Annotated in this window: 12 protein-coding genes; 1 reads left to right on the forward strand and 11 read right to left on the reverse strand. The window is 62.2% G+C overall.

Features of this window, described 5'->3' with window-relative positions; genetic code table 11:
- Positions 1 to 304 precede the first annotated feature (304 nt).
- The 3 genes from serA to ABYV89_RS08520 all read right to left on the reverse strand — a co-directional run bounded on the left by serA (position 305) and on the right by ABYV89_RS08520 (position 3,574).
- Positions 305 to 1,897: a phosphoglycerate dehydrogenase gene (gene serA / locus ABYV89_RS08510; RefSeq protein ID WP_432822524.1), complete on the reverse strand. Its 1,593-nt coding sequence runs from the start codon at positions 1,895 to 1,897 to the stop codon at positions 305 to 307.
- Between the two features lie 142 nt (positions 1,898 to 2,039).
- The gene (locus ABYV89_RS08515; protein WP_432822525.1) at positions 2,040 to 2,618 is read right to left on the reverse strand and encodes an HD domain-containing protein; all 579 of its coding nucleotides are present in this window, start codon (positions 2,616 to 2,618) and stop codon (positions 2,040 to 2,042) included.
- Positions 2,619 to 2,701: 83 nt separating this feature from the next.
- Positions 2,702 to 3,574 carry an EamA family transporter gene (locus ABYV89_RS08520; protein WP_432822526.1) on the reverse strand — a complete coding sequence of 291 codons (873 nt, stop codon included), beginning with the start codon at positions 3,572 to 3,574 and terminating at the stop codon, positions 2,702 to 2,704.
- Between the two features lie 178 nt (positions 3,575 to 3,752).
- Between ABYV89_RS08520 and ABYV89_RS08525 the strand changes: the two genes are divergently transcribed.
- Positions 3,753 to 5,159, forward strand: a complete 1,407-nt coding sequence (locus ABYV89_RS08525; RefSeq protein WP_432822527.1) for a class II fumarate hydratase — start codon at positions 3,753 to 3,755, stop codon at positions 5,157 to 5,159.
- 163 nt (positions 5,160 to 5,322) lie between these two features.
- Here ABYV89_RS08525 and ABYV89_RS08530 read toward each other — a convergent pair whose 3' ends face one another.
- From ABYV89_RS08530 to ABYV89_RS08565, 8 genes are all read right to left on the reverse strand, one after another.
- Positions 5,323 to 6,453, reverse strand: coding sequence for a ribonuclease D (locus tag ABYV89_RS08530; RefSeq protein WP_432822528.1), 1,131 nt, complete (start codon positions 6,451 to 6,453; stop codon positions 5,323 to 5,325).
- Between the two features lie 43 nt (positions 6,454 to 6,496).
- Positions 6,497 to 7,570, reverse strand: coding sequence for an A/G-specific adenine glycosylase (mutY, locus tag ABYV89_RS08535; protein WP_432822529.1), 1,074 nt, complete (start codon positions 7,568 to 7,570; stop codon positions 6,497 to 6,499).
- A 19-nt stretch (positions 7,571 to 7,589) separates the two neighbouring features.
- A complete protein-coding gene (hisC, locus tag ABYV89_RS08540; RefSeq protein WP_432822530.1) occupies positions 7,590 to 8,642 on the reverse strand; it encodes a histidinol-phosphate transaminase in 1,053 nt (350 codons plus the stop codon).
- A gap of 104 nt (positions 8,643 to 8,746) precedes the next feature.
- Complete coding sequence (gene mqnC / locus ABYV89_RS08545) at positions 8,747 to 9,811, reverse strand: cyclic dehypoxanthinyl futalosine synthase (RefSeq protein WP_432822531.1); 1,065 nt, start codon at positions 9,809 to 9,811, stop codon at positions 8,747 to 8,749.
- Positions 9,812 to 9,900: 89 nt separating this feature from the next.
- Complete coding sequence (mqnE, locus tag ABYV89_RS08550; RefSeq protein ID WP_432822532.1) at positions 9,901 to 10,980, reverse strand: aminofutalosine synthase MqnE; 1,080 nt, start codon at positions 10,978 to 10,980, stop codon at positions 9,901 to 9,903.
- 9 nt (positions 10,981 to 10,989) lie between these two features.
- Positions 10,990 to 11,601, reverse strand: a complete 612-nt coding sequence (locus ABYV89_RS08555) for a UbiX family flavin prenyltransferase (RefSeq protein WP_432822533.1) — start codon at positions 11,599 to 11,601, stop codon at positions 10,990 to 10,992.
- A gap of 43 nt (positions 11,602 to 11,644) precedes the next feature.
- Positions 11,645 to 12,520 carry a UbiA-like polyprenyltransferase gene (locus tag ABYV89_RS08560; RefSeq protein WP_432822534.1) on the reverse strand — a complete coding sequence of 292 codons (876 nt, stop codon included), beginning with the start codon at positions 12,518 to 12,520 and terminating at the stop codon, positions 11,645 to 11,647.
- A 206-nt stretch (positions 12,521 to 12,726) separates the two neighbouring features.
- The gene (locus ABYV89_RS08565) at positions 12,727 to 12,948 is read right to left on the reverse strand and encodes a GSU3473 family protein (RefSeq protein WP_432822535.1); all 222 of its coding nucleotides are present in this window, start codon (positions 12,946 to 12,948) and stop codon (positions 12,727 to 12,729) included.
- Positions 12,949 to 13,316 lie beyond the last annotated feature (368 nt).

A 13,316-nucleotide genomic window follows, 5' to 3' on the forward strand; every position in this document is an offset into this window, starting at 1 on the left:
GGTGGAGTCAAGCCGCGAAAATCGGGCCCAGCCGAGAAACGGTCCAAGCGGCTTGGTCCCGGCTTCCGGGGAGATGCACTCAGTTCGCGAATGGCGGGGACGGTCGTGGTGAAATTATGCCCTATCAGTATGAATTATAAGATAATAATTGACCTTTATTTGTTGTGGTTGTATAGTTCGTCCGTTCCTTGTTTGTGACGTCTGCGGAAATTGATCCGGGATAAAAGGAATTAAAAGAATTGTCACGCAGCACTTAAGCGACCCGCGGGTCGCTTTTTTGTTGTTTATATTTTTTCGCGGGGCGCTAGTCGCGCATGAGAACCGCCTTGAGAAAGCTGGCGTCGACGGCCCTGGCGACCTTTTCGAGGGTCGCTTCGTCGGCCGGGCTGTCGATGGAGAGAGTCACCATCGCCTCGCCGGCCTTGGCCTTGCGTCCGAGGCTCATATTGCCGATGTTAACGTTAGCTTCGCCCAGAATGGTGCCGATCTTGCCGATCAGGCCCGGCTTGTCCTCGTAGCTGATCACCAGCATGTGCTTCTCGGGGGAGAAGTCGGTCTGAAAATCTCGCATCTTGACGATCTTGGGGATCCCCTCGAACAGGGTGCCGGCGATGGTTCGCTTGCCCTCGGGCGCCTCGATGGTGAGGGTCACCATGTTGGAGAACGACTCGGATTCGGTGGTGCGCACCTCTTCGATGACGATCCCCATGTTCTGCGCCACCAGGCTGGCGTTGACCATGTTGACCTCCTGCTCGGTCTGCCGGTTGAGCAGGGCGGCCAGGCCGCAGACTGTCAGCGGCGCGCAGTCGTAGCGGGCGATCTTGCCGTTGTACGAAAAGGTGACCTTGTTCGGATTGGGCGGCGCCAGCTGGGAAATAAACTCGCCGATCTTGCTGACCAGAACCATGAACGGTTTCATGTGCTCCATCAGGTCGGGATCGAAACGGGGGATATTGACCGCGTTCTCGATAGGGCGGCCGTCGAGATAGTTGATGATCTCGTGGCTGACGTCGACGGCGACGTTTTTCTGCGCCTCGAAGGTGTTGGCCCCGAGGTGGGGAGTGACCACCATGCGGGGATGGGCGATGAGCTTCTTGAGCACCTCGGTGGAGGGCGGCTCTTCGCTCCAGACGTCAAAGGCGGCGCCGGTGACCTTGCCGCTCTCCAGCGCTTCGAGCATGGCGGCCTCGCTGATGATGCCGCCGCGGGCGCAGTTGACGATGATCACGCCGTCCTTCATGCCGGCAAAGTGCTCACCGTGGATCATGTCGGTGGTTTCTTCGTTGAGCGGGGTGTGCACGGTGATGATGTCGGCATAGCGGATGATGTCCTCGAGGGGCACCAGCTTGACGCCGTGGTCTTCGGCGCGTTTTTCCGATATATAGGGGTCGCAGGCCAGCACGTTGGCTTCGAAGGCGCGGCAGCGCAAGGCCACCCGGCCGCCGACCTTGCCCAGGCCGATGACGCCGACGGTCTTTCCCTTCAGCTCATAGCCGGTAAAGGGGGCGCGTTTCCACTCGCCGCTCTTAAGCGAGGCGTTGGCGACGGTCACGTTGCGGCAGAGGGAAAGGAGGATCGCCATGGTGTGCTCGGCCGCCGAGTTGACGTTGCCGAAGGGGGCGTTGACGACGATGATCCCCTTCTTGCTGGCGCAGGGGACATCGACGTTATCGATGCCGACCCCGGCGCGGGCGACGATCTTGAGGTTTCCGGAATGCTCGAGCAGGGCCGCATCGACGCGGGTGCCGCTGCGGGTGATCAAGGCGTCGTAGCCGCCGATAATGCTGTAAAGTTCCTGGAGTGGCAGGTTGAGCCGGACGTCGAGGCTGATGCGCGGGTCGTCAAGGAGAGGCTGCAGGCCTTCCTGGGAAATTTCATCGGTAATGAGAACCTTCATGGGTGCTCCTTCGCTGACGGAATGCGTGGGCGCCAAAGCGTCGCACAGGATCGAAATAAACTCGCACTTTAGAACTTTTATCCCCCACTGTCAACGCCGTATACCCTCTTGAAAAGGGCTTAATCCAAAGGAAAGAGCCGGCTTATTCTTCCCGCTTTCCCTTGATCCACCACTCTTCGTCCTCGTCGAACCACCAGCGGGTCGAGTCGGTGCTCCAGACGGTTTCCGCCAGGCGACGGGCCAGGTCGGTCTTCAACCGACGCACGGCAAACGGGTACCATTCGTCGGCGTAGCGGTTGCCCAGATCCTTGTATTCTTTGAGCGCCAGGATCATTTCGAGCTGGTCGGCATCGTGGGCCAGCAGGGCCTCGCGGCTGTCGCCGGCGGCGAACTCGGACATGTTGCGCTGGTATTCCTCGCCGAAGGGGAGAGTTTTGGCCAGATCATCGACGGCCTGCTTTTCAGCAACCTTGACGTATTTCTTGTTGACGTAGTTGAGATCGCCGGTGCGCGCCTCGGGGATGTCGTGAAAGAGGCAGAGCTGCAGCACCCGGCCGACATCGACCTGGCCGTCCATCATGGCCAGGGTATAGCCGATCACCGTCGTCCGAAACGAGTGTTCGGCGACCGACTCGGCGCCGCTGCCGAGAAACTGGAAGCCGGTGCGGGGGGTACGCTTGAGCATGCCGACTTCAAAAAAGAAATTCGCCAGATTTTTCATCAGAGGTCCCTTCCGTGCTGAATTGCTCCCATCATACCGGCAAGGGGCAGCTCCGGCAAATCCTTTGTGGCGACCACTTCAGCTCAGCCGAGGCGCACCAGGCAGACCCCGGCCAGAATCAGCAGGGCGGCCAGAAAACGGATACGGCCGCAGGTTTCGCCGAGAAACAGCACCCCGATCAGCACCCCGATCAGCAGGCTGACCTGGCGCACCGGCACGGCGTAGCTCAGCGGGGCCAGTTTGAGAGCATAACGGAAGGAAATGAACGACCCCATCATGATCGGCCCGGAAACAAGCACCAGGCGCAGGCTGTGCTGCCATTCCGTGGCGATGCGGCCGCGCTGGGACGGGCGCAGCAGGTTGCAGGACATGATGGCGAACATGAACATGACCAGCAGGTACGTGAAGTAGAGGGGATGGTAATCCATGACCCCGGTCTTGTCGATGACCGAACCGACCGAATAGATGAAGCCGGCGGCCAGGGCCGCCTGCACCGAAGTTTCGCCCAGGCTGCGAAAGGGGCGCAGCACTTCGGAAAAAGAGAGGGCGCGCAGCTGCACGCAGTAGGCGCCGAAGATGATCAGCAGGATGCCCGCCGCCCCCAGCAGGGACAGCCGCTCGCCCAGGAGCAGCATCCCCCAGATCGGGACATAGACCATCGAGGTCTGGGCCAAAGGATAGGTCAGCGAGAGGTCGCCTTGCTGGTAGGCGCGGCCGGTGAAGAGGTGGTAGCCAACGAAGCAGGCACCCCCGGCCAGCCCCAGCAGCAGGATACGCCCGGTGAGGGGGGGGAAGGGCTCGGAGACGAAGAGCAGGCTCAGATTGAACATCGCCCCGGAAAAACAGAACATCCACCAGATGAAGGCGGTTTTGTCCCGGCTGCGCTTGACCAGCAGGTTCCAGAGCGCGTGCATCAGGGCGGAAAAGAGGATCAGGATGAAGGCCAGGTTACTCATGGAGCAGGATTCTACCGGATGGCCCAACAATTAGCGAGAATAAAAAACGTCTACAAATCATTAGTCTGATTGAAACGCAAACTCTGCCGTTGACAGACTGGCGCAGATTGCTATGCTCAACAACACCCCTGCAATACCCGCTGTAATTCCAATCCTTTTCTCTTTCCATGGAGGTCCGATGACAGCGACCCGCCAAGAACATGATTCGATGGGAGAAATGAGCGTTCCCTCAGAGGCCCTTTACGGCGCCCAGACCGCCCGCGCCCTGGAGAATTTTCCGATCTCGGGCATCCGCTTTCCCCGCCCCTTCCTGCGCGCCCTGGGAATGATCAAGCAGCGCGCCGCCCAGGTCAACCTGGAGCTGGGGCTGCTGCACCGGGAACGGGCCATGGCGATCATGGAAGCCGCCGAAGAGGTGATCATCGGCGAACTGGATGCCCAGTTCGTGCTCGACATCTTCCAGACCGGCTCCGGCACCAGCACCAACATGAATGCCAACGAGGTCATCGCCAACCGTGCCGACCAGCTGCTGGGGCAGGCCGAGGGGGGCCGGGCCGTTCACCCCAACGACCACGTCAACCTCGGCCAGTCGAGCAACGACGTCATTCCCACCGCCATGCACCTCGCCGCCGCCGTCGAAATCCGCCGCACCCTGATCCCGGCCCTGTTCACCCTGCAGGAAGCGCTCGGCGAAAAAGCCGGCGAATTCGACCATATTATCAAGATCGGCCGCACCCACCTGCAGGACGCCACCCCGATCCGCCTGGGACAATCGTTCTCCGGTTACGCCCGCCAGGTTTCGGCGGCGATCCGCCGGCTGGAGACGGCCTGCGAGGGGCTCTACGAATTGCCGCTGGGAGGGACCGCGGTCGGCACCGGAATCAACACCCACCCGGAATTCGCCGGCCGGGTGATCAAGGGACTGGCCGAAACCACCGGGCTCCCCTTTCGCGAGGCGACCAATCACTTTGAAGCCCAGTCGGCCAAGGATGCCGTGGTGGCCGCCAGCGGCGCACTGAAAAGCTGCGCTGTGGCGCTGTTCAAGATAGCCAACGACATCCGCTTTCTCGGCAGCGGCCCCCGCTGCGGCTTCGGTGAGCTGATTCTGCCGGCGGTGCAGCCGGGAAGCTCGATCATGCCCGGCAAGGTCAACCCGGTGATGGCCGAAGCGCTGATCCAGGCCTGCGCCCAGGTCGTCGGCAACGACGCCGCCATCACCCTCGGCGGCCTGGCCGGCAACTTCGAACTCAACGTCATGATGCCGCTGATGACCCACAACCTGCTGCAGGCCATCGAACTGCTGGGCAGAGCCGGCACCCAGTTCACCAGCAAATGCGTGAACGGCCTGCAGGCCGACCGTCAGCGCTGCGAATCGCTGGTGGAACAGAGCCTGGCCATGGTCACGGCGTTGGCGCCGGTCATCGGCTACGACAAGGCGGCAGCCCTCGCCAAAAAAGCCTGGGAAAGCGGGAAGACGGTACGGGCGCTGGCTAAAGAAGAGGGGTTGCTGCCGGAAGCCGAACTCGATAAAATTCTCGACCCCCGGCCCATGACCGAGCCGGGCATTCCGGGAAAACGGGAATAAAATCATTAGCCACAGAGGCTCAGAGACACAGAGTTTTCTTCTGCTCAATTGCTCGGGTGAAGGCCAATGACCATTACCGTCGGACCTCGGGTCGTGGATTACTTCACCAGGCTAATCTTTATCTCTGTGGCTTCGTGTCTCTGTGGCAATAATTGCCTGAGAATTATTGGGAGGATTTCAGAACGTTGAGGATCTCCTCACCGAGCACCTGGCGCTGCCAGTTCTTCAGGCCGGCAACCTCTGCAAGCTGCGCCAAGGTCTGGGGAACCTGCCGGGACAGGGTTTCAAGCAGGGCGTTGTTGATCAGAAGGCCGGGGTCGATTTCCAGCGCCTCGGCCTTGCCTTTGCGCCACTCCTTGAGAAAGAGCAGCCGCTTGTCTGCCGCCGGGTCTTTTTCCGGCCGGGGCGTGCGGGGATAGACGGGCAGCCTGTCAGCCGGCAGCTCCATAGCCACCTGCACTGCGGCCAGGATCTTCTTGCCGTAACGATCGACCAGCCGCGGAAAGACCCCCTCAATCGCCACCAGGCCCTTCAGGCTCACCGGCGCATGCCGGGCAATCTCGATCAGCCCCTTGCCGCCGAACACCTTAAACGACGCACAAACCCGCCGCTGCGCCTCGCCCTCCCGCCACTGCAGCAGCTCCTCCAGGATCGCCAGCTGACGGCGGTCGAGGGTGCCGGCCCCCTTGGTGCGCAAAAAAAGCGGACCCTCATGCTCGGTAAAGCGGGCCTCCTCCAGCAGGGCAAATTCCTCGGCGACCCACTGCCGCCGCCCCTTTTCCTGCAGCCGGGGCTCCAGCAGCTCCACCAGTCGATGGAGGTGGCGGGTATCCTCCGCCGCGTAGCGGATCATCTCGCCCGACAGGGGACGCTGCGCCCAGTCGGCGCGCTGGAACTGCTTGTCGAGCTGGACCCCGTAGTACTTGCCCAGCACATCGGCGAGCCCGACCTTCTCTTCGCCGAGAAACTGGCAGGCGATCATGGTGTCGAACAGGCCGCGCACCTCGAAACCGAAGTCCCGGGCCAGGCAGCGGATATCATAATCGGCGGCATGGAACAGCTTGCGGACGGAGGCATCGGCCATGACCGGCTTGAGCACGGACAGGTCGGCTCCGGACAAAGGGTCGATCAGAACGGTGCGGGCGGAGGTGGTGAACTGCAGCAGACAGACCTTCTCGCGGTAGCAATGCATCGAATCGGCTTCGAGATCGACGGCGATCACCGTCTCCAGGGCGAGCTCTTCGGCAAATCGGGCTACGGCGGCAGAATCGGTCAGGATGGGGGTATCGGGCATGGGTTTCTCCGGGGGCTAGAAAAGAAACCGCATCATGGCAGATTCACCGGTTGCTGGCAAGAAGTGCGAGGACTTTTTTGTGCGCACCGTGCAGGGGAATGGCCCCGAGCTCGGCCAGCTCGAGCCAGCGACTCTCGCCGGCTTCAGCCACCAGCAGAGGACCGTCAACCGCGCCGCGATAGCAGTGCAGGTCGAGCTTGAAATGGCTGTAGGCATGGCGCACCGCGCCGGCCTCCCGCAATTCGCCGGCCAGCCCCAGCTCGGCGAGCAGTTTGCGGGCCGCGCAAGCAGGGTCTTTGCCTGCGGCTACGGCGGCGGCGGGGAATTCCCACAGCCCGCCGAGCATCCCGTCGAGCGGCCTTTTGCGCACCAGCAGCCGGCCGGAGCGCTCGAGCAGCAGGGCCACCTGGGTCTGCACCGGGACCGTCTTTTTCTGCCGGGAGCGGGGCAGCTCATGCTGCAGGTTAGCGGCCCTGGCCCTGCACAGACCCGCCAGGGGACAGGCCGCACACTTCGGCTGGCGCGGCGTGCAGACGGTGGCCCCCAGATCCATGATCGCCTGGGCGTAGTCGTGGGGACGGTCTTCGGGGGTCAGGGCCTCGGCCCAGCACCAGAGCTGTCTCTCGGCCGCAACCGCGCGGGGATCCTGCTCCAGGGCGAACAGGCGGCAGAGCACCCGGCGCACGTTGCCGTCGAGAATCACCCCCTTGCGGTCGAAGGCGATGGCGAGAATGGCCCCGGCGGTCGAGCGGCCCACCCCGGGCAGGGACTGCAGGGACGCCAGGTCGGCGGGGAAGCGGCCGTCATGCGCGGAGACCACCTGTCTTGCCGCGGCGTGCAGGTTGCGGGCCCGGGAATAGTAGCCGAGCCCGGCCCAGAGCGCGATGACCGCATCCAGCTCGGCATCAGCCAGGGTCGACACATCGGGGAAACGATCGAGGAATTTCAGGTAATAGGGAATGACCGTATCGACCCCGGTCTGCTGCAGCATGATCTCGGAGAGCCAGATGCGGTAGGGCTCGCGGGTCTGCCGCCAGGGGAGCTGCCGCCCCGCCCGGCCGTACCAGGCCAGCAGCAGCGAGGAGACCTGCCCGGAGGTTAACCCATCACCAGTCACTAGTCACCAATTACCGCCCTTATCCAATCTCCCGCAGCGCCTCCAGGGTCCGCTCCATCTCCTCGCGGGTGCCGATGGAGATGCGCAGCCCTTCGGACAGCAGCGGGTCGGAAAAATGGCGCACCAGGATCTTGCGGTCGAACAGCCCCTGGTACACCCGCTTGCCGTTGCGGTCCGGCGGGGTGGCGAAGAGGAAATTGGCCCGCGACGGGATCACCCCGTAGTCGAGTACCCGCAGCTCGCCGGTGAACCAGGCGCGGGTCTCGCGGATCTTGCGGACGCAGTCGGCGAAATAGGTCTGGTCGGCCAGCGCCGCCACCGCCGCCGCCTGGGCCAGGCGATCGAGGTTGTAATGGTCGCGGATCTTGTCGAGGGCTTCGATCACTTGCGGCCGGGCGACGGCCAGTCCCAGCCGCATGCCGGCCAGCGAATAGCTCTTGGAGAAGGTCCGGGTCACCACCACGTTTTCGTATTTTTTCACCAGCGACAGGGCGTTCTCGTCGGCAAAATCGGCATAAGCCTCGTCGACCACCAGCATCCCGGCGCAACGGCCGGCCAGCTCCTCGATGAATTCGAGCGGGTAGGTGAAACCTAAAGGAGCATTGGGGTTGACCAGGAAAAAGAGCTTGCCTTCGTACCGCTTGGGAAAATCGGCCAGTTCCCACTTCTCAGTCAAACCGAAGGTGCGCACCCGCGCGCCCTGGATTTCGGCCAGGGTCGCGTAGTAGGAATAGGAGGGATGGACGAAGGCGATCTCCTCCCCTTCGCCGGCAAAGGCGCGGATCAGGTTGTTGAGCAGCTCGTCGGAGCCGTTGGCCATGATCACCCAGGAGGGGTCGAAGCCGTAGAGCCGGCCGGCCTCCTCGCGACCGAGCCGGCTGGCGGCGTCGGGATACTTGCGCAGCGCCTCGCCGCGGCCGCCGAGCTCGGCCAGGATCGCCTCGACCACCTTCGGCGAGGGGGGATAGGGATTCTCGTTGGTGTTGAGCTTGATCCAGGCCGCCTCGTCCCGGGGCTGAAAGCCGGGGACATAGCCGGCCATCTCTTTGATATTCTTGCGCAAGGGGATCATGTCTTCTCCAAATCAAAAAGGCTCTTGCCACAGAGAGACGGGGGCTCAGAGGACGTTTTTCCCAATAATCCCGCCATTGGATCTCCGTGCCGCTGTGGCTGCTGCTAATATTCTTCCAGAATCTGGTAGAGGGTGTTGCGCTTGGCCGGGAGGAAGCCGGCGCCTCTAGCCAGCTCGACGACCTCCTCCTGCGACATGCGGAAGGAACAGCCGGCCGAAGCAACGACATTTTCTTCGAGCATGGTGCCGCCGAGATCGTTGGCGCCGAAGAACAGGGCCACCTGGGCCATGCGCGCCCCTTGCGTCACCCAGCTGGCCTGGATGTTCTGCACGTTGTCGAGGACGATGCGGGACAGGGCCAGCACCTTGAGATATTCGACGCCGCTGGCAGTCTCTCCGCCCAGCTCGGTGTTGGTCGGCTGGAAGGTCCAGGGGATGAACGCGGTAAAACCGCCGGTTCTGGCCTGGATTTCGCGAACCCGGAACAGGTGCTCGACGATATCGGCCGGCTTCTCCTTCGAACCGAACATCATGGTCGCGGTGGTGCGCATCCCCAGGCGGTGGGCCTCTTCCATTACCTCGGCCCACTGGCGCCAGCCGATCTTGTTGGGCGAGATCTCCTGGCGCACCGTATCGACCAGCACCTCGGCACCACCGCCGGGAACCGAATCGAGCCCGGCGGCCTGCATCCGCCGCAGGCACTCGGGCATGGAGAGGCCGGAGAGCTTGGCCACATGGATCACCTCGGCCGGCGACAGGGAGTGGATCTGCAGCTGGGGAAAGCGCGCCCTGATCCCGCGGAAGAGCGCCTCGAACCAGTCGATCGTAAGTGCGGGGTGCAAGCCCCCCTGCATCAGCAGCTGGGTTCCGCCGTTGTCGACCAGCTCCTGAAGCTTGGCATAGATCGTCTCCACGTCAAGCAGGTAGGCGTCGGCGTCGCCGGCGGCGCGGTAGAACGCGCAGAACTTGCATTTCGATTCGCAGACGTTGGTGTAGTTGACGTTGCGGTCGACCACAAAGGTCACCCGGTTGTGGGGATGCTTCTTGCGGCGGATGCAATCGGCCAGCTTGCCGACTTCGAGCAGGTCGGCCTCGGTCAGAAGAAACAGGGCCTCATCCCGGCTGATCGCCTCGCCCTTGGTTATTTTCTTGAAAATACGTTCCAGCATTCAATTCTCGCAGGGGCAGACCCAATAGTCGGCCCTTGACCTTTCCACGTGAAGCAACAGGGCAGAGACGCAGGTCGGCCCCTGCCCGTTCAATAGACTTTCAATTCGTTATAGAGCGTGTCCCGCTCCACCGGAACCCGCCCGGCCTTGCGGATCAGCTCGATGATCTGCTCCTTGCTCATGGCCTGGGGCGAATCGGCGCCGGCATCGTGGCCGATCTTTTCCTCGACCACCGTGCCGTCGAGGTCATTGACGCCGAAGGCCAGCGCGACCTGGGCGATCTTCAGCCCCAGCATCACCCAGTAGGCCTTGACGTGCTGGAAGTTGTCTAGATAGAGGCGGCTGATGGCGAGGGTCTTGAGAGCGTCGACCCCGCCCACCCCCCTGGCACCCGGCACCCGGGTGTTATCCGGCTGGAAGGCCAGCGGGATAAAGGTCTGAAAACCGCCGGTCCTGTCCTGCAGCCGGCGCAGGCGCCCGAGGTGATCGATGCGGTCTTCGTACGACTCGAGATGACCGAAGAGCATGGTGGCATTGGTTTTGAGGCCGGCGCGATGGACTTTTTCGGTCACGTTCAGCCAGCGCTCTCCGGAAATCTTCTCCGGGCAGATCTGCTCGCGAACCTCCTCGGCAAAGATTTCGGCGCCGCCGCCGGGCATGGAATCGAGGCCGGCCGCCTTGAGCTCGGCGATCACCGCCTCCACCTTCTGCCCGGTGATTCGGGCGAAGTAATCGATCTCCACCGCGGTAAATGCCTTCAGGTGCAGGCGGGGGTTGTCGGCCTTGATCGCCGCCAGCATCTCCAGGTAGAAATCGAAGGGCAAATCGGGATGCAGACCGCCTACCATGTGGATTTCGGTGGCCCCGGCCGTACTCGCCTCGGCCGCCTTGGCCAGGATCTCGTTCAGCGCCAGGGTATAGCCGCCTGCTTCCTTGCCGTCTTTGGAAAAGGCGCAGAAGGTGCAGCGGTTAACGCAGATGTTGGTGTAGTTGATGTGGCGATTGACGTTGAAATACACCCGCTCGCCGTTTTTGCGGCGGTTGGCCAAAGCCGCCAGCTCACCGATGGCCAGCAGGTCGTTGCAGCGGAACAGGTCAAGGGCTTCGGCGCCAGAAATGCGGACGCCGTTTTTGACTTTGACGCGAAGGTTTTCAAACAGTTTGATCATGACTCTCTTCTAGGCAATCGGGGGCTGTTCACCCCAGCGCTGAAACAGCCGATGCTTGATGTGCAGACTGTCGAGCACCTTGCCGACAACGAAGTCGACCAGCTCGTCGATGGTCTGGGGCTTGTGATAAAAAGCCGGCATGGCCGGCAGGATATGGGCGCCGGCCTGGGACAGGCGCAGCAGGTTTTCCAGGTGAATCCGGTTGAACGGGGTCTCCCGGGGGACCAGGATCAGCTCGCGACGCTCCTTGAGGGCCACGTCGGCGACCCGCTCGACCAGGTTGCTGCCGAGCCCGGCGGCAATCCGCCCGGCCGTGCCCATCGAACAGGGGCAGATCACCATCGCGTCCGGGGCCGACGAACCGCTGGCCACCGGGGCGAACAGGTCATCCTCGCCGTAATGCTCGAGCAGGCTGTCGGCAGCGAAAGTGGCGCGCATCTGCTCCAGGCGCTCGGAAACGGTCCCCTGCCAATCCAATCCGGTCTCATAGCGCAACACGTCAAGGCCGGAGCGGGTCAGCAGCAGCGACACCCGGCACCGGGCTTTCAGGAGTTCCTCGACCAGGCGCACTCCGTAAACCGATCCGGAGGCTCCCGTGATAGCGACGACGATCTGTTTCATAAAGTCCGTGATCGGTTACTTGGTGATTTGTTCAAAGCCAAAGTCAGACCAGGGCATCGAGCAGGGTAAAGGCGAAAATCGTCACGCTGATGTAGCCGTTCATGTTGAAAAAAGCCGCGTCGAGCCGGGACAGGTCATCGGGCTTGACCAGACGGTGCTCATAGACCAGCATTCCGCTCACCGCCACGACCCCGAGGAAGTAAATCCAGCCCAGGCCGGTGCCGACCAGCAGAAGGAGCAGCAGAAAGACCATCATCCCGTGAAAGGCCCGGACCAGCAGCAGCGAACGCTCGACCCCGAGCCTTGAGGGAATCGAGTGGAGCCCCTTTTCCCGATCATACTCCAGATCCTGCAGGGCATAGAATATATCGAACCCCGCGACCCAGAACAGCACCGCCAGCCCCAGGATCACGACCTGCCAGCCGATGTCGCCGCGCAGGGCGATCCAGGCTCCTATCGGCGCGGCAGCCAGGCAGATGCCGAGCACCACGTGAGCCAGGGCGGTAAACCGTTTGCAGTAAGCGTACAGAACAAAAAAGAAAAACGCTACCGGGGCCAGGTAGAAACAGAGGGGATTGAGCATCCAGGCCGCCAGCAGCAGGGCGGCGAAGGAGACGGCAACGAACAGCCAGGCTTCGGTGCGGGAGATCTTGCCCGCCGGGATATGCCGCTCGGCAGTGCGCGGGTTTTCCTTGTCGATGCGGGCGTCGATGATGCGGTTGAGCCCCATGGCGCCGCTGCGGGCGCCCACCATCGCCAGGCAGATCCAGAAAATCTGCCCGATACCGGGAGCGGCGCCACTGGCCAGGGAGGCCAGAACCACGCCCATCAGGGCAAAAGGAAACGCAAAGATGGTGTGGGAGAATTTGATCATCTCCAGCAAGGTTCTGGTTTTATCCACCAGCGCAGTCATGCTCATCGGATCGCCTCGATTGCAACGGTAATTTGTGCCCCCCTGGGCGTGGAAGGCAGAGTGTACACCGGCAGTCGCGACGGTTCAAGGCATTTTGGCGATTTTCCAGGGTTCCAAAGATCAGGAATTCCGCAGGCGAAGAACCAAAAAAAGCCTGCGGATGACCGAACCATCCCCAGGCCTTTAAACCAAGACGTATGCGGGTATGCGGGCTATTGGTGACTCGCCGCTCTGCTCGCTCCGGGTGATGCAACCCTCCGATCGGCCCCTCCGTAGCGCCCCCCGCCGGCGCCGCGGATTCTGTCGTGGCCGACATGAACCCAGCCGCTGAATCGCTTGAACTTCTTGACCCGCTTCAAGGCCAGCAGACGATCTAGAGCCGCGGGGGTGACCAGGTCCTGCCGCCAGTCGCTGTACATAACCCGAATCATCATGTCCTCACCTCCGGCACACCGTTATCAATTCAGGATATATAAAATTAAACAAAGAATAGACGTTTTGCAAGCCGCCCTTTTTCACACCGTGCATAAGCAAAAAGCTCCCGGCGAGGTTCCCGCCGGATGATAGCGCTTGGTGAAAAAAGCCATGAGTCAATACCTCCGCCTGGGATCGCGCACGGTTTCCGCCGAACCGATAATGGCGATTATTATAGTTAATTCAACGAGTAAAGATATCGGCCGTGCCGATTGCCGTCGCCCCGGCTGCCCCGGCCCCGTCCGCCGGCGCGACCCGCGATGCCTGACGGCGAAGACTTGGGAGCCCGAAGCCGGCCGCGAAGCGCCGATGCTGCAAAACTGAAAAC

Origin of the sequence: Trichloromonas sp., assembly GCF_041583255.1 — a bacterium.
Taxonomy (GTDB): domain Bacteria; phylum Desulfobacterota; class Desulfuromonadia; order Desulfuromonadales; family Trichloromonadaceae; genus Trichloromonas.